The organism is Pseudomonas sp. NPDC089406 (assembly GCF_044900265.1).
Taxonomy (GTDB): Bacteria; Pseudomonadota; Gammaproteobacteria; order Pseudomonadales; family Pseudomonadaceae; genus Aquipseudomonas; species Aquipseudomonas fakonensis.
In genome coordinates, this window is sequence record NZ_JBJDNC010000027.1 from 62041 (window position 1) to 81729 (window position 19689).

Genomic DNA, 19689 nt, shown 5'->3' on the forward strand with positions numbered 1-19689 from the left:
GCAGTAGAACGCATGTGTGGCATCACCGGCCTCATCCACCTCAACAACAACCCGGTTTCCCCGGTTGTCCTGCAGCGCATGACCGATGCGATCGCCCACCGCGGCCCGGACGGCGAAGGGCACTGGATCGAAGGGAATGTCGGGCTGGGCCATCGTCGCCTTGCGATCATCGATCTCTCGCCGGCGGGGCACCAGCCTGTTGCCTCGGTGTCCCAGCGGTACGTGATGGCTTATAACGGTGAGGTCTACAACTTCAAGGAACTGCGTACGGAGCTTGAATCGCAGGGTTACCAGTTCCGTTCGCGTACCGATACCGAAGTGGTGCTCAATGCCCTGATCGCCTGGGGGGTCAAAGCCCTTGAGCGCTTCAACGGCATGTTCGGCCTGGCGCTGTGGGACCGTCAGGAGCAGACCTTGCTGCTGGCGCGCGATCGTTACGGCATCAAGCCCCTCTATTACGCCTTCCAGGGCCAGACGCTGGCATTTGGCTCCGAGCAGAAGGCGATCCTCGCCATGCCGGAGTTCAAGCGCAGCCTGGACAAGGAAGCGCTGCTCGAGTACTTCACGTTCCAGAACATCTTTACCGACAAGACCCTGCTCGGTGATGTGAAGCTGATGCCGGCAGGGCACTACGCCGTGCTGGACCTGAAACGCAAGGCGCCGGAATTGCAGATGACCCAGTACTGGGACTTCGATTTCCGTGAGCCGGAGCACGACATCAGCGATCAGGAGTACCGTGAAGAGCTGGACCGGTTGTTCAAACAGGCGGTCAATCGCCAACTGGTCACCGATGTGGAATTGGGCAGCTACCTCAGTGGCGGCATGGATTCCGGGTCGATCACGGCGGTGGCGGCTCGCTCCTACCCCTATATGAAGACATTCACCTGTGGCTTCGACCTGAATTCTGCATCCGGCATCGAGATGAGTTTCGATGAGCGCAGCAAGGCGGAGTACATGTCCTATCACTTCAAGACCGAGCATTACGAAATGGTCCTGAAGGCTGGGGACATGGAGCGTGTCATGCCGAAACTGGCGTGGCACATGGAAGAACCGCGTGTGGGCCAGAGTTATCCCAACTACTATGCCGCACAGCTGGCCTCGAAGTTCGTCAAAGTCGTAATGTCGGGAGCCGGCGGTGACGAACTGTACGCCGGTTATCCGTGGCGGTATTACCGCGCGGTGAACAACGATGACTTCGAGCATTACATCGACAAGTACTACCAGTTCTGGCAGCGCCTGATCCCCAACAGTGAGATCAAGCAGGTGTTTGCCCCAATCTGGGGGGATGTGAAGCATGTGTGGACGCGCGACATTTTCCGCGACGTGTTCAAACACCATGCCGACAACCTCTATACCCCAGAGGACTACATCAATCACTCGCTGTATTTCGAAGCCAAGACGTTCCTGCATGGCTTGCTGGTGGTAGAGGACAAGCTGAGCATGGCCCATGGTCTGGAAAGCCGGGTGCCGTTTCTCGACAACGACCTGGTGGACTTCGCCATGCGTTGCCCGGTACGCCTGAAGCTCAACAACCTGGCAGATGTCGTACGCCTCAATGAGAACGAGCCGGGGCGCAAGGCCAGCAAGTACTTTGAGAAAACCAATGACGGCAAGCAGATCCTGCGTGATGTCATGGGCCGTTATATTCCCCAGGATATTTCCAAGGCCGACAAGCAGGGCTTTTCGGCGCCGGATGCCAGTTGGTTCAAGGGCGACAGTATCGAGTTCGTCAAGAACCGCCTGCTGTCGTCCGATCAGGGTATCTATGAGTATCTGGACAAGGGGTCGGTGACAAAATTGCTCAACGAACATCTGTCCGGGCAGAAGAACCGGCGTTTGCTGATCTGGTCGCTGCTCAGTTTTGACGCTTATCTGAAAGGTTTTCACGCATGATCAATGTAGTCATTCTCGGTGGGCACGGTGATGGTCTGGTCGCCGCCGGTGTCATCCATGACATGGCCAAGGCCGGCGTCCAGATCCGTCTGGCCGGCTTCCTGAATGATGCGCTGGCGGTGGGTGAGCTGATTCACGGGGCGCCGGTCCTCGGGCGCACACGTGACTGGGCGGCATTGGACGAAAGCCACCAGTTCCACGTGTGCCTGCACAAGGTCGGGCAGATGCGCCAGCGCAGCGAGCTGATCGAGTCTTTCGCGATTCCGGACCAGCGCCTGGTCAGCCTGGTTCATCCGACCGCCACCATCGCCCCTGATGTGACCATCAAGGCCGGTGCGCTGATCGCGTCCCATGTGACCTGCCAGCCAGGCACGCAGATCGGTCGCTATGCCACGGTTCGTGCAGGCGCCAACCTGGGCCATGACACTGTCATGGAAGATTTCGCCTACCTGGGCCCCAACGCCACCCTCTGTGGTTGTGCGCGCCTGTTGCGGGGTGCCCATGCTGGGCCAAACAGCGTGGTGACTGACGGTTTGCAAGTCGGCACGTTCAGCGTGCTGGCGGCGGGCGCTGCGGTCATGCGCAACACCGAGGCCGATTCGGTATGGATGGGTAACCCGGCCAGGTGCGTGCGATGATCGACCTGACATTCGAGTTTAAGGGCGAGCGTAACTATGTGCATGGCAGCGATATTTTCAACGCGCTTTCGTTGATAGCTCGGCAAACATTTGGTGGCGGTTTCGTCACGCTTATCGCGTTTCGCAATGTTGCCCGGCGCCAATGCGTTCTGGCCTTCGAGAATCCGGCCTCGATGACAGCGGTTGCCACCGGGAACATGCAGGCTGGTGATGGGCAGATGCACCCGTTCTGGCTGTTCGAGCGTGAAGAAGAGGTCATCGGGCGCTATGCCTTTGATGAGGATGTGATCGTCGACCGGGCCGAGGTGAGCATCCAGGGCAAGTCCATCAGCCTGCTGCCGGACGGTTCGGTGACCCCCATCGAGTACGTGATTGCATTGACCAAGCGTCTGCACTACCTGCTGTCTCCCGATATCGACGGCAAGTGGCTGTTCGGGCAATTGAATCTTGATCTACCGCTCGACGCCGAGGGTGCGGTACGCGTGGTTCAGAAGTCTCTGTTGCATGGGCGTATGAGTGTCAATGAAGTCTGGCTGGGTGATGCCAGGGTCGGAACTATTCGTTTCGTCGTAGGGAAGCCCTAGATGATCGGTATCAAAAGCATCGCCAGCTATGTGCCTGCGGACGCAATAGATAACGTCGAGCAAGCTGCGCGTTTCGACAAGTCGGCGGATTTCATCGAGAACAAGGTCGGCGCACGACGTTTGCCCCGCAAGGCACCAGGGCAGGAAACCTCCGACCTTGCGGTGCAGGCGGTTGAGCGCTTGCTGGCACGCAACCCCGAGCTTCAGCGTGACCAGATCGATGCCATCGTTGTGGTCACCCAGAATGGTGACGGTGCCGGGCTACCCCATACTGCGGCTATCGTCCAGGCAAAGCTTGGGCTGAAGACAGGTGTGGCGGCATTCGATATATCGCTGGGCTGCTCTGGTTATGTCTATGGCCTGTACATGCTGGCGGGCTTCATGCGCCAGCTCGGCCTTGGCAATGGCCTATTGGTCACGGCCGACCCCTACTCGAAGATCATCGACGAAAACGACGCGGTGACGGCCATGCTGTTTGGCGATGCGGCCACGGCAACCTGGTTGGGCGAAGGTGCGAGCTGGCAACTGGGGGCCATGAGCTGCGGCACGGACGGTACGGGCCGAGACAGCCTGCGTGTCGAGCACGACGTGCTGCACATGGATGGCCGGGCGGTATTCAACTTTGCCGCGACACGGATACCCGCCGAGATCAAGTCGTTGTTGGCGCAAGCAGGGTGCAGGCCCGATGAAATTGACGCCTTCTGTCTGCACCAGGGCAGCTACGCGATCATCGATACCATCAGCAAGCGCTTTCCTGAAGTCACCGAGCGCTTTGTAAAGGACATCGAACAGGTCGGCAACACCGTATCTTCAAGTATTCCACTGCTGCTCGAACACCGCCTTGACCAGCCTGGCTGGAACAGGGTGCTGGTATCGGGCTTCGGCGTTGGGTTGTCTTGGGCAACCGCATTATTGATCAAGCAAGGAGAAAAACATGAATGCAGATAAAGTCAAAGAGCTGCTGAAAGCGGCAGGTCTCAGCGTCGATGTGGCGACGATTACCGACAACGACCAGCCGCTGCGTGAAGCCTATGGGCTGGACAGCCTCGACATGTTCAATGCGTTGCTGGAAATTCAAAATCATACGGGGCGCGAAGTGCCGGAGTCCGATATCGAGGGGCTGCGTACGATTAACGACTTTGTGGCCTATTTTTCCAGGTAATCGGCTGGGTATTCATTGGCGTCCGTAACTGCTGTTTGGCCGCAGGTGACCGTGATGACGGGCCTGAAGGCAAGGGTGCGGGCGCACAGGTTCATTACGAAGGAAATTAGTTTCATGGTTAAGTTGGCGCTGTCGCGATGTGTCTCATTGCTCATGTGGCCATGCTTTCTCGGGGTTGCATTCATCTATGCGCTCTGGCTGCGCAGGCAACCGTTGCCCCTGCCGGGAAAAGAGCGACTGGTTTTTGGTGCCACGCCAATTCTCAACTTGATGTACTGGTCCGCAGCGATGCGCGCGCACGGGTACGAAACCCATACCCTGGTCAATGGCTTCTATGCCAGGATCAACAAGCGCTCCGACTGGGACAGTGTGCTGGATGAGCGCTTTAACCGGGTGCCTGCGCGTTTCAGAAAGTTTGTCGCCTTTCTGTGGGCATTGGGGCGGTTCGACGTGTTTTTCGTGTCGTTCAACGGGTTCCTGCTGGGCGGGACGCGTTTCCAGTTTCTTGAGTCTCGTATTCTTCGCCTTGCGGGCAAGAAGATCATCATCACCCCCTATGGTGGCGATGCTTATGTCTATCGCAATATCCGCTCCTTGTCGCTGCTGCATTGCCTGATGATCAGCTACCCGGCGGCAGCCAGGGAGCAGGACGTCATCGAGGCACGGGTCAGGCACTGGACCCGCATGGCCGATGCGGTGGTCATCGGCAACATGGGGCCGGATGGCTTCGGCCGCTGGGACGTGCTGGCACCCAGCGCGCTGCATATCGACAGCGACAAATGGGTGGTTTCCAGCGAGCGGCGCAAGCAACCAGGCGACCCTGTGGTCATCGGCCACATGCCCAACCACCGCGGTGTCAAAGGTACCGAGTTCCTGATTCGTGCGGTCGAGCAGCTACAGGCGGAGGGTTGCAACGTCGAGTTGCTGTTGATCGAGGGGCGGCAGAACGAAGAAGTCCGTGAGCTGATGCAGACCCAGGTTGATATCCTCGTGGAAAACCTGAACATGACCGGTTACGGGCTGACCGGCCTGGAAGGCATGGCCTGCTCGTTACCGGTCATCTCGAGCTTTGAAAATGACGCGACCTTGACACACTTCCGGCGTTGGTCGTTTCTCTCCGAATGCCCCATCGTTTCGGGCTGCCCTGAAAACATCCAGGCCTTGTTGAAGCGACTGGTCGGCGATGCGGCGCTGCGCGCCGAGCTTGGCAGGGCAGGGCGAGCCTATGTGGAGAAATACCATAGCCTGCAGGCAGCGCATTTCTTGTTCAGCCGGGTCATCGAGTATGTTTATGGTCGCCGTGAACACGCGCAGATGATCAATCTTTTCCACCCGCTGCTCGGTGAGCGCGCTGCTGAGGCAAAAGTTTCACACCCGCTGCTAAACAACAGGCTTCCTGATTGATATGAGTGTTTCGATCTGGCGCAAGTTGTTGAAAGACTCCGCCATCTATGGCGGTGCTGACTTCTTCTCGAAGTTGCTCAGTTTTATCTTTTTCCCGCTGATGGCGCGCTATATCAGCGTCACTGAATTCGGCGCCATGGAGCTTATCTTCACGATCATCGGGCTGCTGGGTGTCATCGTCAACGTCGGGCTGAACAACGCGGTGCAACGTTTTTACTGGGACAAGGATACCCCCGAGTCGTCGCGTCCGGTGATCGTGTCCAGTGCCTTGCTGGTACAGGTGGTGGCGGGTCTCGTTGTGATGCTGCTCGGTGCTGCAGCGGTGGTGTCGTATGGTGCCGTGGTCGGTTGGGAAGGTCAGTCGTTCGATGGCCGTGTGCTGCTGTTTGCCCTGGTGTTCATGGCGGTCTCGCAATGGATTCAGTTTGCCCTGGATGTCCTGCGCCTGCATTTTCGGCCCTGGCGGTTCTTTGCCTTGTCCATCTTGTCTCGGGTCAGCGGTTTGCTGCTTGCCGCCTGGCTGGTCATCCAGATGGGCGCCCGGCTGGATGGCATCCTCGGCGCTCAGGCGCTGGTTGCGGTGCTGGTGCTTCCGCTTGCCTTGGCGCTGATCTCCAAGGACCTTGTGCTGGGCGTCAGCCTGGCCTGGGTAAAGACTCTGGTTGCCTTCGGCTACCCGTTCATCTTTGCGGCCTTCGCCTATTGGATATTCGGGGCAATCGATCGTTGGATGCTGGCTTCCATGTCCTCGGTAGAGGAGGTGGGTATCTACTCGGTCGCATTTCGCTTCTCGTCAGTCGTCCTGTTCGTCTCCATGGCCTTCGGGCAGGCGTGGAGCCCTGTGGCAATGAAAATTCGTACGGAAAACCCGGAGGGGTATCGACGTATCTTCGCCACTGTGCTGCTTGCCCTGTTCATGGCGATGGCCTTGGTTGGTGGAGGCGTCGCACTGTTTTCGGGTGAAGGCATCGCCTTGCTGTTGCCTGAGGAGTATCAAGGCAGTGCTGCGGTACTCATCCCTTTGTGCCTGGGGGTGGTTTTGCAAGCGACCCAGCAGGTGACTGCTGTCGGCATCTCGATCGAGCGCAAAAGCCATCTGATCGCCAAGATTTCCTGGTGTGCGGTGGCGGTCAACGTGCTGCTCAACCTCTGGTTGATACCGCTATTCGGTGCACTGGGCGCGGCCTGGGCAACGGCCGTCACCTACCTGTTCATGACCGCTACCTATCTTGCATTTACCCAGTATCTGCACCCTTTGGACATTTCCTGGGGGCGACTGCTCACAGCGGGGGTGGCCGTGATGGGGCTGTTCGGTGTTGCCCTGCTGGCCCGCCAGACTGAGCTGGCGTTTTCCGTTATCATTCTGAAATGTTTCGCGCTCGCCGTATTTTGCGGTATTGGCGCTTTCGTTCTGCCCCTCAAAAAAGTGCTCTCATGAAAAAGCAGCTACGTATCCTGATTACAGGGGCGGCCGGCTTGCTCGGTTCGCAGGCCATCCGATTCTTCAACCAGCAACATGAAGTCCACGCGGTAGTTCACAGCCCTGTCACCGAGCCGGTCGAGGGCGTGACCTACCATGTGCTCGACCTTTGTACCGCGTTCGACGTGTCGACGCTTCCGCCCCAAGTCGATGCCGTGTTGCACTTGGCACAGTCTTCGAAATTCCGCGATTTCCCGGCGCAGGCGCTGGATGTATTCAACGTCAACGTCGCGGCACTGGCCAAGTTGCTGGACTACGCCCGTCTGGCCAACTGCCAGAAGTTCATATATGCCTCGTCGGGCGGCGTTTACCAGAGTGGCCAGCCGGTCGTGCATGAAAATTCGCCCATCAGCTCCCATGGCGAACTGGGTTATTACCTGGCCAGCAAATTGTGTGGTGAGGTGCTGGCGCAAAATTATTCCTCGATCATGGATGTGGCAGTCCTGCGTTTCTTTTTCATCTATGGGGCGCAGCAGCGTCGTTCGATGCTGCTGCCGCGCCTGGTAGACAACGTGGCGGCGGGCCGCGCGGTTCAGTTGCAGGGTGAAGATGGCCTGGTGATCAATCCGGTCCATGTTTCTGATGCGGTCCATGCGCTGGATAAAATTCTGCAGGCCGAAGGCAGCGCCACGTTCAATGTAGCGGGTAGCCAGGAAGTATCCATCGGTGCCTTGTGCCGTTGCATTGGGGCGATGCTTGGCAAGGAACCGGTGTTCGAACGCGTTGATGCCGAGGCCGGGCGCCTGGTTGCCAACATCGATGCCTTGCAGGCGCTGGGCTGGAGCCCAGAAGTTGGTATTGAACAGGGATTGAAAGACCTAATTCCATGAAGAGTTTCAAAGTAATACACGCCCCGACTGCGGTCGGTGGCAACCCGCCTGCGTTGAGCAGGGCACTGCGTGCACAGGGTATTCAAAGTGAATGTTGCATCATCTCGCAGAACTACCTGGCGTATGAGGTCGATCGCGTGCTGGTGCCAGCAGGCGCACGCTTTTTGCAATGCGAATTCAAACGGCTGGCGTTTATCTTCGAGTGCCTCTTCAAATACGACATCATTCACTACAACGCCGGCACCACCATCGCCACGGCCAATATCATCGAATGGCCAGCACCCGGCAAGGGCGTGTCCTCACTCAAACGTTTCGTATACTCGGCCTATCTGCGTGGGCTGCAGTATTTTGAAGTGTCACTGTTCAAGCTGTTTCGCAAGAAGTTGTTCCTCACCTACCAGGGCGATGATGCGCGGCAAGGCGATTATTGCCGTCAGCACTACGCGGTGAGCATCGCCACACAAGTGGACGCTTCCTACTACTCGGATGCCTCGGATGCGTTCAAGCGGCACAACATCAAGTACCTTGCGCGTCATTGTGAACAGGTCTATGCGCTCAACCCGGACCTGATGAACGTATTGCCGCCTTCGGCAAAGTTCGTTCCGTATTCCCACGTGCGCTTCGATCAATGGCGATTCTCCTGCGAGGGGCTTCTGGCCGACCGCCCCTTGCGCATCGTGCATGCACCCACCCACCGCCGGGTCAAGGGCACCGACTTGATCCTGGAAGCACTGCAAGCGCTGGAGCAGGAGGGGCTGCATTTTGAATTGACGCTGGTCGAGGGCCTGCCCCAGGCCGAAGCCAGGAAGCGCTACGAGCAGGCTGATGTGCTCATCGACCAACTTTTCGCCGGCTGGTATGGCGGGCTGGCGGTGGAACTCATGGCGTTGGGCAAGCCCGTGCTGGTGTATGTACGCGAAGAGGATCTGACGTTCATTCCCGATCAAATGCGTGAGGAACTTCCATTCATCAATGTCGACCCGTTCAACGTCAAGGAGCGGCTGCGCGAAGTGCTGACGATGCCCCGCGAACGCCTGGTGGACCTGGCGACCAGAAGCCGCGCCTTTGTTGAAAAGTGGCATGATCCTGCGCGAATTGCGCGGTTGATCAGCGAAGACTACGAAGCTGCCATGCGCACCTCCAAGGTTGGTGGCAGACACTGACAATGCCTGCTCTCGTGTTCTGCGAGGGCAGCTTTTTCGCCGTTGTATCGAGCGATTTTCCGTTGATAAAGGCCTTAAGGCCGACGATATCGTGGGCGTTCAATTCCCCGCAGGCGTTCGTGGCCAAGGCGCTTTGCCGAGCGGTAGGCCCAGCTATTGCTCATGGATCCCTTACTGTGTGAAGCAAGCGGATCGGGTATAGTGCGCGGCTGAATCGAGAAGATGCTCACGGATTGAGGGCGTCACTGGAATGATCACGCTCCGTGGAACGTACTGAGTGGTCTGTAGCATCTATCTGAAATTGGCAGGCAGCAATGCAACGTATTTTATTGTTGAGCTTTTCAACACTGCTCATCGACCCGCGCGTGCGTCGTCACGCCTCGGCACTGGCGGGCAAGTATCACGTGGTCACCGCAGGTTATGGCGCCGCGCCCGGTTACGGTGACGAACATGTTCAGGTTCCGCAACCTGCCCCGTCCAGCTATGTGAAAAAGGCACTCAAGGCCGCCAGTCTGCTGTTGCGGGCCTATTCCCCTGTGTATTGGCTGGATGACGACAAGCGCGCGGCAGTCGAGTTGCTGAAGGGGCAGGCGTTCGACCTGATCATCGCCAACGATGCGTCATCATTGCCGGTGGCCTTCGCCCTGGCGGGTGACACGGTGCCGGTGATCGTCGACATGCATGAATATGCACCTGGCGAGCAGGTAGCCGGCTGGAAGTGGAAGTACTTCTGGCGTGGCTACCCCACCTACCTTTGCCGGCGATTCCTGCCCCGGGCCGCCCATGTGGTTACGGTCTGCGACTCTATTGCTGGGCTGTACCAGCGTGAGTTTCTCAGCGAGCGCCCCAGCGTGGTCATGAACTGCCCGCAGTACATCGAGGCGCAACCGCGGCCGGTGGGTGAGCACATTCGGCTGGTCCACCACGGTGTCGCCGACCCCACCCGCCAACTGGAGCTGATGGCGCAGGCGGTACTGATGCTGGACGACAGGTTCACCCTCGATTTCATGTTGATGGGCACCAACCAGGCTTATCTGGACAGCCTCAAGCAGCAATACCAAAGCAGCCGTATCCGTTTCAGGGACCCGGTTCCGATGCCGCTTATCGCCCAGACATTGAATGAGCAATACGATGTGGGCATCTACTTGCTGGCCGATGAGGCGATCAACTGCCAGTTCGCACTGCCCAACAAGCTGTTCGAATACATGCAGGCACGCCTGGCACTGGCCATTTCGCCGAATCATGAAATGGCGGCCCTGGTCAATGCGACGGGCATTGGCGTGGTTTCCGAAGACTTTACACCCGCTGCACTTGCACGCGTTTTGCAGGGGCTGGATGCCGCCAAGATCGAGTCGATGAAACAGGCATCCCACGAGGCGGCCAGCACCTACTCGTCCGGGGCTATCTATCACGATTTCCAGCGTCGCATCGACGCTGCAATGGGTTAATTGAACTATGTGTGGGATTTTAGGAGGGGCGTGGTTCGCAGGAGCGCAAGTTCCCCACGCTCGGGTCGAGCGTGCACTTGAACAACTGCGCTTTCGCGGGCCTGATGACCGGGGCGTCGAGACGTTTCCCTGTGCGTCGGCCAATGTCGCTTTAGGACACACCCGGCTTTCGATCATCGACTTGTCGTCCGGTGGCCATCAGCCGATGAAGACCGGCGATGGTCGCTATGTGCTGGTGTTCAACGGCGAGATCTACAATTACCGCGAACTGCGCAGCGAACTTGCCGCTGCCGGCCGGGTGTTCAGCACCGATTCGGACACCGAAGTGCTGCTTGCGGCTTGGGAAGCCTGGGGCGAGCAGGCCTTGCCGCGCCTGATCGGGATGTTCGCCTTTGTCTTGCTGGACCAGCAGCACGCCACCCTGACCTGCGTGCGCGATGCCTTCGGCATCAAGCCACTGTTCCACACCGTCGAGGATGGGCAGTTCATGTTCGCCTCCGAAGTCGGTGCGATCAAGGCGCTCAAGGCATCGGCCATGCAGTTGGACTGGCAGCGCGCCTACGACTACCTGGTACACGGTGACTACGACAGCTGCCCCGCGACCTTCTTCGACGGGGTCAAGCAACTGGCGCCCGGCCATGTGATGCAGGTCGACCTGTGCCAGGGCGCGGTGTCCGAGCCGCGGGCCTGGTGGAAACCTTCCATCAAGGAGCGCACCGACCTCAGCTTCGACGACGCCGCCGAACTGGTGCGCGAGCGTTTCCTCGACAACATCCGCCTGCACTTGCGCAGCGACGTCGCCCTGGGCGCGGCGCTATCCGGGGGCATCGACTCCTCCGCCGTGGTCTGTGCCATGCGCCATGTCGAACCTGACCTGCCGATCCACACCTTCAGTTACATTGCCCGCGATAGCGATGTCAGCGAAGAAGTCTGGGTGGACCGGGTCAATGAACATGTCAATGCGCGCCCGCACAAGGTGGTGGTCAGTGCCGAGGACCTGGTCAGGGACCTGGACTCGATGATCCTGGCCCAGGGCGAGCCGTTCGGCAGCACCAGCATCTACGCCCAATACCGGGTATTCCAGCTGGCCCGTGAAAACGGCGTTACCGTCACCTTGGACGGCCAGGGTGCGGACGAAATGCTCGCAGGCTACAGCGGCTACCCCGGGCAACGCCTGCGCAGCCTGCTGGAAAAGGGGCGTGTGGGGCAGGCTTGGTCGTTCCTCAACGAGTGGGCGCAGTGGCCGGGGCGTGACCGCATGGGCGGGGCCAAACGCTGTGTCGCGGAAATGACCCAGGGCTCGCTGTACCAGGCGCTCAGGTCGCTCAACGGTATGCGCAGGACACCCGAGTGGATCAACCGTGAGCCGCTGATCGAGCGTGGCATCATCCAGGAATTCCCGCACCAGCGTGCCGATATCACCGAGTCGGGCCGCAGGCTCGCCGCCGAGCTCGGCTTGTCGCTGACCCGGCGCGGCCTGCCTGCGCTGCTCAGGCACGGGGACCGCAACTCCATGCGCTTCTCCGTCGAAAGCCGGGTGCCGTTCCTGACCCTGGGCCTGGTCGATCTGCTGCTGTCGTTGCCCGAGTCCTACCTGATTTCGCCCAAGGGCGAAACCAAGTCGGTGTTCCGCGCGGCCATGCGCGGCATCGTGCCGGATGACGTGCTGGACCGGCGCGACAAGATCGGTTTTGCCACCCCGGAACAGGCGCTGCTGGCGTCGATGGTCGATACCATTCGCGGTTGGCTCAAGCATGATCTTCACTTGCCATTCTTCAACCAGGCCGAGGCGCTGCGTGAGTTCGAGCTGATCATGGCCGGGAAGAAACCGTTCTCCTGGCAGGTGTGGCGCTGGATCAACTTCTGCCGCTGGCATAACCACTTTTTGGAGTGAGGCCGAGGCTTGAAAAGCATATTGATCGTCTCGTTCTCGATGATCCACAGCGATCCGCGGGTGATGCGTCAGGTCCGCCTGCTGGAGGGCAAGTACCGCGTCACGGTGGCCGGTTACGGGCCAACGCCGGACGCGCAGGTGGAGTTCATCGCGCTTGAGCGCCAGCCACGCAGCCTGCTGGTCAAGTCATTCTGGGCGTTCAAGTTGCTGGCCGGCTTGCACGAGCATTATTACTGGAACCAGCAGCAGGTACAGGCTTGCCTGCAGCGCTTGGCCGGCCGCACGTTCGACCTTGTGATCGGCAATGACGTTTCGAGCCTGCCGCTGGCGCTGCGCCTGGCCGGCGAGGCGCCGGTGATGATCGATTCGCATGAGTATTCGCCGCGTGAGTTCGAGGACAAGTGGCTGTGGCGGCGCCTGTTCGGCCCCCATGCCGATTACCTGTGCCGGCGTTACTTGCCGCGCGCCGCGTGCATGACGACGGTTTGCCAGGGCATCGCCGACGAGTATCGGAACGTCTACGGCGTGCCCTCGACGGTGATCCACAACGCACCGGTGCTGCAGGCGCTACAGCCCCGGCCGGTGCAGGCCGGGCGCATTCGCCTGATTCACCATGGTGCGGCGATTCGCTCCCGCCACCTGGAAGTGATGATCGACATGCTGGCCTTCCTTGACCCGCGTTTCACCCTGGACTTCATGCTGGTCGCCAGCGACGGGCGTTACCTCGAGGAGCTGAAGGCCCGGGTACGCGACGAACCGCGCATCCGCTTTCTCGACCCGGTGCCGATGCCGGAAATCTGCGCAGCGCTGAACGACCACGACCTTGGTGTGTTCCTGCTGCCGCCGGTTAACTTCAACTACCAGCACGCGCTACCGAACAAGTTCTTCGAATTCGTTCAGGCGCGCCTGGGCATCGCCATCGGCCCCTCGCCGGAAATGGCCAACCTGCTCGACAGGCACAGGCTTGGGGTAGTGGCGCCGTCGTTCGAGCCGCAGGCCCTGGCGCAGGCGCTGAATGCGCTGAGCACCGAAGACATCATGGCCTTCAAGCAGGCCGCGCACGCCGCCGCCCATGAACTCAGCTACGCACATGACGGTGCGCTGCTGGTGTCGACGCTTGAACGGCTGCTTTGACCGACAGATCCGAGACCAAATAATGAAGATCATCACTGTTGTGGGCGCGCGCCCACAGTTCATCAAGGCTGCTGCGGTCTCGAGGGCATTGGCCGGGCGCCAGGACTGCTGTGAAGTCATGATCCACACCGGGCAGCACTTCGATGCCAACATGTCCGACGTGTTCTTCCAGGAGTTGCAAATACCCCGGCCTGCCTACCATCTGGGCGTAGGTGGCGGTACCCACGGGCAGAACACCGGGCGCATGCTCGAGGCGATCGAGGCGGTGCTGCTGGAGCAGCGCCCTGACGCGGTGCTGGTCTACGGCGATACCGATTCGACTCTGGCCGGGGCGCTTGCGGCATCCAAGTTGCACGTTCCGGTCGTGCATGTGGAGGCGGGGCTTCGTTCGTTCAACATGCGCATGCCTGAAGAAATCAACCGGCGTTTGACCGACCATGTCAGCAGCCTGCTGCTGACGCCCAACGAACAGGGCATCCTCAACCTGGCCGCCGAAGGCATCAACGGGCCTCATGTGATGAACGTCGGTGACGTCATGTATGACGCCGCGCTGCATTTCGGAGCGGCTGCCGAGCAATCCAGTTCGATTCTTGAGCAGTTGCAACTGGCCCCGTCGGCCTACTGGCTGGCAACCATTCACCGCCAGGAGAACACCGATGACCCGGTGCGCCTGCAACGGATCTTCGAGGGCCTGGGCAGGGCGCCGGTGGCGGTGGTGCTGCCGCTGCACCCCAGAACGCGCAAGCGTATGACCGAGATGGCCATCAGCCTGCCTGCCAATGTGAATATCGTCGAGCCGTTGGGCTATATCGACATGGTCATGCTCGAGAAGCACGCAGCCTTGATTGTCACGGACTCCGGCGGCGTGCAGAAGGAAGCCTACTTCCATCGCGTGCCATGCCTTACCTTGCGCGATGAAACCGAGTGGCTGGAATTGCTTGATATGGGCTGGAACCGCCTGGCCCCCCCCATGGGCGAGGACTTCCTCAAGGCGTTTGACGTTGCCTACGGCAAAGGTGCCGAAGATCGCCAGCCTTATGGAACAGGCCAGGCCTCCCAGGCCGTCATCGAGGCGATTTTGACCCTGCGCAGGGGGCAATGAGCGCCGTGCGCATTCTTTACCTGCACCCGGCCGCTGCCTTTGGCGGCGCCTCCAAAAGCCTCATCGAACTTTTTGCCTGCCTGCGCCGCGAGGGCGTCAGCGCTACCGTGCTGACCCCGCGCGGCCCGGTGTGCGAGGCCTTCAGCGATGCCGGCATGGAGGTCAGGCCGGTGCGCGGGTTGAGCCAGTTCGACAACACCCGTTATGGCCACTATCGTCGGCTGCGCTGGATCATCCTGCTGCGCGAGCTGCTGTTGCTGCCGTTCAGCGTGGCGGCGATCTGGCGCTTGCGCGGGGAGCGCTTCGACCTCTTGCATGTGAACGAGATTACCCTGCTGCCGTTGGGCCTGCTGGCCAAGTGGCTGCTGCACATCCCGATGGTGGTGCATGTGCGCTCGCTGCAGCGCAGCCCGGGAAGCGGGGTACGCACTCGCCTGGTCAATCGCTGGCTGGGCAGGCACGCCGATGCAGTGGTGGCCATTGATCACACGGTAAGGAAGACCCTGGACCCGATGCTTGAGGTGCACATCGTGCACAACGGGCTAGGCATCGACACCCCGCCATCGCGCACGGGGCGCCCGCCGCAGGCTGTGGTCAAGGTCGGCTTCCTGGGGGTGTTGATCGCCCTCAAGGGCATTTACGAGCTGGTTGAGGCCATGCGTATCCTCAAGGCCCGGGGTGTCGCGGTGCATTGCCTGATTGCCGGCGAAAATGCCCGGCAGTTGTCGGGCCTGAAGGCCTGGGTGCTGGGTAAGCTGGGTTTTGCCCGCGATGTGCGGGCCGACCTCGAGCGCCTGATTGCCGAACACGGGCTGCACGGCCAGGTCAGCTTGCTTGGGTTCGTCGGGGATGTGCGCACGCTCTACCCGCAACTGGATGTGCTGTGCTTCCCCTCGCACCTGGATGCGGCCGGTCGGCCGGTGTTCGAGGCCGCGTTCTATTCGATCCCCAGTGTGGTGGCCGTCAAGGACCCGGTGCCTGATGCGATCATCCATGAGGTCACCGGCCTTGCGATCCCGCGGCCGGACCCGCAGCTGCTGGCCGATGCCCTGCAGCGCCTGGCCGAGGACCAAGGCCTGCGCCTGCAACTGGGCGAACAGGCCCGGGCCTGGGCCGAGCAGAACTTTGCCATTGCCAGCAACGCCAGCCTCATGCATGAGGTCTATCAGCGGCTGTTGGCTCACCTGCCAGCGAGCGGTGGCCAATGAGCGATATCGATTGCCTGATCATCGGGGCCGGGGTGATTGGCCTGGCCTGCGCCGCGCAGATGGCCCGTGCTGGCAACAGCGTCATGCTGGTGGAGCAGGAGCGCCGGATCGGCGAGCACACCTCCAGCCGTAACTCCGAGGTAATTCACGCCGGTATCTATTACCCGCCAGGGTCGCTCAAGGCGCGCCTGTGCGTGGAGGGGCGCGACCTGCTGTACGCCTGGTGCCAGGCCCATGGCGTCAACCATCGACGCATCGGCAAGTTGCTGGTGGCCGTCACCCAGGCTGAAGTCCCGGCGCTGGAGGCGCTCGAGTCGAATGCCCGACATTCGGGCGTGGACAGCCTCGAGGTAGTGTCCCAGGCACGTCTGCGCGAGCTGGAGCCGGCCGTTGCCGGGGTGGCGGCGTTGTTTTCGCCGCAGACCGGCATCATCGACAGCCATGGCTACATGGAATCGCTGCTGGCCGAAGCGCAACGCCATGGCGCCGATCTGGCGCTGGATACCCGGGTCGAGCGCCTGGCGCCTGGTGCACAGGGCTGGGAAGTCGAAGGGGTGAGTTGCGCGGAGCGCTTCAGCATTCGCGCTCGAACGGTGATCAACGCCGCAGGGCTGTTCGCCAGCCAGTTGGCCGCTCGGGTAGAGGGGCTGGCCCCTGGCCATGTCCCTGCCACCCATTGGTGCCAGGGGCGCTACTTTGGCTACAGCGGGCGTTCGCCGTTCAGCCATCTGGTGTACCCGATGCCTGAGGCCAACACCGCAGGCCTGGGGGTTCATGCCACCCTCGATCTGGGCGGGCAGGTGCGCTTCGGCCCGGATGTCGCCTGGACCGAAACACTCGATTACCGGGTGGATGAATCGCTGCGTGAGGATTTTTCCCACGCCATTAGGAGATATTTCCCTGCAATTGATGGGCAAAGACTGACTGTCGGTTATAGCGGAATTAGACCTAAACTCTCGCTCCCCGGGCAACCTGCCGCAGACTTCAATATCCAAGGGCCTGAAGCCCACGGTTTACCCGGTCTCGTCAATCTGTACGGGATCGAGTCACCCGGGCTTACCGCAAGCCTTGCCATTGCCTTGCATGTCTTGCGGCTTCTTGAACGAACCACCTGAGTCAACCATGAAGATTCTCGTTCTGTCACAGTACTTCTGGCCCGAAAGTTTCATCATCAACGATATTGTGCGCACGTTGGACGAGCAGGGGCATGAAGTGGTCGTGGCCACTGGTAAGCCCAACTACCCGGACGGCAATATCTTTGAAGGCTACCGCGCCAAAGGCACCCAGCGTGAGCGCTACCTCGACCGTATCGATGTGGTGCGCGTCCCTTTGTGGCCGCGCGGTGCGGGAGGTGCGAAAAACCTCGTGCTCAACTACCTGTCATTCGTTCTGGCGGGCCTGTTCTGCCTGCCTTGGCTGCTGCGCAAACGGCAGTTCGACGCCATTCTGGTGTTTGCCCCGTCGCCCATCCTGCAGGCCATACCTGCCATCGCCCTGAAGTGGATCAAAGGCGCCAGGCTGTCCTTGTGGGTTCAGGACCTGTGGCCGGAAAGCCTGGCCGCAACCGGCTTCGTGCGTAATCGGCATGCGCTGCGCGCAGTCGGCTGGCTGGTGCGTGGCATCTATCGCTGCTGTGACACCCTGCTGGTGCAGTCACGGGCCTTCGAGGAGCCGGTGGCGCGCTATGCCGAGCGCAGCAAGATCATCTACTTCCCCAACTCGATGGATTCGCGCGGCACAACGCAGGCGCCGGCTCTGCCCGAGACGCTGGTCGATGTATTGGACAACCACTTCTGCGTGGTCTTTGCTGGCAACCTGGGTACCGCCCAGGCGCTGGATACCCTGGTGGAGGCGGCCCGGCAGTTGCGCGACGAGGCAGGTCTGCGCCTTGTGCTGGTGGGCAGTGGCAGCCGGCTGGCATGGCTGCAGGCGCAGAAGCAGGCACTGCAGTTGGACAACCTGGTGCTGCCCGGGCGTTTTCCGATGGAGGCGATGCCGGCAATTTTCGAGCGTTCCGACGTCTTGCTCGTCTCGCTCAGCGACCAGCAGATCTTTGCCCAGACCGTGCCGAGCAAAATCCAGGCATACCTGGCAGCTGGCCGACCGATCGCGGCCAGTCTCAACGGCGAGGGCGCCAGGGTTGTGATGGAGGCGGGGGCTGGCCTGTCATCTCCGGCCGAGCAGGTGGACGCACTGGTGAGCAACCTGCGCCGGTTCAAAGGCATGGATGCAGCGCAGCGCGAGCGCATGGGGCAGGCCGGCCGGTACTACTTCGACCAACATTTTGAAATGCAAGCCCAGGTTCAAAAACTCACTCAGATTATTTAACGCATCCTCATGCCGTATTCCGAAAAGTAGCGTTCTTCAGGAATAGGCCGGCGTCAGCAGGCGGAGAGTTCTACTTTTATGGATGTCGCATGGCAGGTCCGAGCGTTTCCGCTCGTCGTGATTTTACTGATTTATTTACCCGCTGCTTGTATTGGGCAGTTTCTTTTTCAAGATGAAAGTTCGCGGGGCTTTCTCATTTTGTTGTTGCTTTTCTCTGTGACCTATTGGTTCAGCTTTCCTTTTTTTGCCCGATTGTATCGAAATTTGGTGCAATGGCTCGCGCTAGCCGGGCGGTTGTCCACTTCGCATTGGACTGTCATGGCGTACGTCGGCCTGCTGTTGTATGGGTTGGTTTTGGCCTATGCGTCCTGGTTGGCGCCCGATGTGCCATTGCTGGTTGCGCTCAAGGGCGGCAGCCTGCTGGACATTGCCCATGCGCGTAGCCAGTACCTGGCCGGGCTCAAAGGTGAGGAAAGCCTGTTGCGTTACGCGGTGTTCATCCTCGGCCGTGCGGTCGTGCCGTTGATACTGGCGGCGGCTTTCATTACCCGTACGCGCTTCAGGTATGGGCTGATGTTCGTGCTGCTTTTGCTGTCCTTGCTTTCCATGGAAAAGGCAGGCCCGATCTTCGTGCTGTTGCCGCTGGTGCTCCATTTCGCCGTGGGCAGGTGCTGGGGCCGGTTGGCCGGCATCCTGGCGTTGCTGATTGCAAGCATCATGCTGGCGTCCTTCCTGGCCATGGGTGGTGCTGCGGCGCCCGTCGCTGCGGGCGCCCCCGTGCCTGCCGTGCACAAAGACCCGAACATGAAGCTGCCACCCGGCATGCCGATCGATCGAGCCATGGCCCCGGGGTCGCGTTCGTTGCTGCCGTATTACCTGCACGAGCGTTATGGCGAGGGCGGTTACCGGTTCGTCATGGATTCGCATGAGGGCAGGTTGACGTTGTTGTTGAACCGAATAGGCTGGGTACCCTACATCACCGCTTACGACTGGTTGGAGTTCCAGCGTATCGTCATGGAAGGGAGCACCACCAATGGCCGTTCCATCAATTTCGTGCACCGTTTGTACGGCGAGCCGAAGATGCACTTGGAAAAAATGGTTTATGTCTTCGAGTACGGCGCTTCCCCCGGGGGCGAAGGGGCCTCGAACACAGTGTTCTTCGTCGATGCCAAGCTCGCTTTTGGCTGGTTGGGGGCGTTGGTTTATTGCCTGATTTTCACTTTCTGTGCGGCCTGCATCTTCACTTCGGGCAGCCGGGTGCTTATCGTGTCGAGTAGCGTCTGTTTCATCATCGCCTCGGTCAGTTCGCTGACGGCAACGTTGTTGAGCGGCGGGTTGTTCATTTACGTGCTTCTTTCATTGCTGCTGGGCGATCCGGACAATCGGGCTGCTGGGGACAAGGAGTTCGCCCGATGAAACCG

17 protein-coding genes are annotated in these 19689 nt (G+C 60.2%); all 17 read left to right on the forward strand.

The window, feature by feature from the left end; genetic code table 11:
• Positions 1-12 precede the first annotated feature (12 nt).
• Positions 13-1893: an asparagine synthase (glutamine-hydrolyzing) gene (gene asnB, locus ACI2KK_RS19060; protein WP_404670113.1), complete on the forward strand. Its 1881-nt coding sequence runs from the start codon at positions 13-15 to the stop codon at positions 1891-1893.
• Positions 1890-2531, forward strand: a complete 642-nt coding sequence (locus tag ACI2KK_RS19065) for an acetyltransferase (RefSeq protein WP_404670114.1) — start codon at positions 1890-1892, stop codon at positions 2529-2531. The genes asnB (ACI2KK_RS19060) and ACI2KK_RS19065 overlap by 4 nt, the downstream gene beginning before the upstream one ends.
• Positions 2528-3115: a hypothetical protein gene (locus tag ACI2KK_RS19070; protein ID WP_404670115.1), complete on the forward strand. Its 588-nt coding sequence runs from the start codon at positions 2528-2530 to the stop codon at positions 3113-3115. The genes ACI2KK_RS19065 and ACI2KK_RS19070 overlap by 4 nt, the downstream gene beginning before the upstream one ends.
• Positions 3116-4063 carry a ketoacyl-ACP synthase III gene (locus ACI2KK_RS19075; RefSeq protein ID WP_404670116.1) on the forward strand — a complete coding sequence of 316 codons (948 nt, stop codon included), beginning with the start codon at positions 3116-3118 and terminating at the stop codon, positions 4061-4063.
• A complete protein-coding gene (locus ACI2KK_RS19080) occupies positions 4050-4277 on the forward strand; it encodes an acyl carrier protein (RefSeq protein WP_404670117.1) in 228 nt (75 codons plus the stop codon). The genes ACI2KK_RS19075 and ACI2KK_RS19080 overlap by 14 nt, the downstream gene beginning before the upstream one ends.
• Before the next feature lie 54 nt (positions 4278-4331).
• Complete coding sequence (locus ACI2KK_RS19085) at positions 4332-5681, forward strand: hypothetical protein (protein WP_404670118.1); 1350 nt, start codon at positions 4332-4334, stop codon at positions 5679-5681.
• A 1-nt stretch (position 5682) separates the two neighbouring features.
• Complete coding sequence (locus ACI2KK_RS19090; protein ID WP_404670119.1) at positions 5683-7119, forward strand: flippase; 1437 nt, start codon at positions 5683-5685, stop codon at positions 7117-7119.
• Positions 7116-7991 carry an NAD-dependent epimerase/dehydratase family protein gene (locus ACI2KK_RS19095; RefSeq protein WP_404670120.1) on the forward strand — a complete coding sequence of 292 codons (876 nt, stop codon included), beginning with the start codon at positions 7116-7118 and terminating at the stop codon, positions 7989-7991. The genes ACI2KK_RS19090 and ACI2KK_RS19095 overlap by 4 nt, the downstream gene beginning before the upstream one ends.
• Complete coding sequence (locus tag ACI2KK_RS19100; RefSeq protein WP_404670121.1) at positions 7988-9154, forward strand: glycosyltransferase family 1 protein; 1167 nt, start codon at positions 7988-7990, stop codon at positions 9152-9154. Before ACI2KK_RS19095 ends, ACI2KK_RS19100 begins: the two co-directional genes overlap by 4 nt.
• Before the next feature lie 314 nt (positions 9155-9468).
• Positions 9469-10602, forward strand: a complete 1134-nt coding sequence (locus ACI2KK_RS19105; RefSeq protein WP_404670122.1) for a glycosyltransferase — start codon at positions 9469-9471, stop codon at positions 10600-10602.
• A gap of 7 nt (positions 10603-10609) precedes the next feature.
• Positions 10610-12496 carry an asparagine synthase (glutamine-hydrolyzing) gene (gene asnB / locus ACI2KK_RS19110; protein ID WP_404670123.1) on the forward strand — a complete coding sequence of 629 codons (1887 nt, stop codon included), beginning with the start codon at positions 10610-10612 and terminating at the stop codon, positions 12494-12496.
• Positions 12497-12505: 9 nt separating this feature from the next.
• Entirely contained in the window at positions 12506-13630 is a 1125-nt protein-coding gene (locus ACI2KK_RS19115) for a glycosyltransferase (protein ID WP_404670124.1), read from the forward strand.
• A 22-nt stretch (positions 13631-13652) separates the two neighbouring features.
• Positions 13653-14732, forward strand: coding sequence for a non-hydrolyzing UDP-N-acetylglucosamine 2-epimerase (gene wecB / locus ACI2KK_RS19120; protein ID WP_404670125.1), 1080 nt, complete (start codon positions 13653-13655; stop codon positions 14730-14732).
• On the forward strand, positions 14729-15940 hold the full coding sequence (locus tag ACI2KK_RS19125) for a glycosyltransferase family 4 protein (RefSeq protein ID WP_404670126.1): 1212 nt from the start codon (positions 14729-14731) through the stop codon (positions 15938-15940). Before wecB ends, ACI2KK_RS19125 begins: the two co-directional genes overlap by 4 nt.
• Positions 15937-17055, forward strand: a complete 1119-nt coding sequence (locus tag ACI2KK_RS19130; protein ID WP_404670127.1) for an NAD(P)/FAD-dependent oxidoreductase — start codon at positions 15937-15939, stop codon at positions 17053-17055. The genes ACI2KK_RS19125 and ACI2KK_RS19130 overlap by 4 nt, the downstream gene beginning before the upstream one ends.
• A gap of 7 nt (positions 17056-17062) precedes the next feature.
• A complete protein-coding gene (locus ACI2KK_RS19135; RefSeq protein WP_404670140.1) occupies positions 17063-18268 on the forward strand; it encodes a glycosyltransferase family 4 protein in 1206 nt (401 codons plus the stop codon).
• A 78-nt stretch (positions 18269-18346) separates the two neighbouring features.
• Positions 18347-19684, forward strand: coding sequence for a hypothetical protein (locus ACI2KK_RS19140; protein WP_404670128.1), 1338 nt, complete (start codon positions 18347-18349; stop codon positions 19682-19684).
• The last annotated feature ends 5 nt before the right edge of the window (positions 19685-19689 follow it).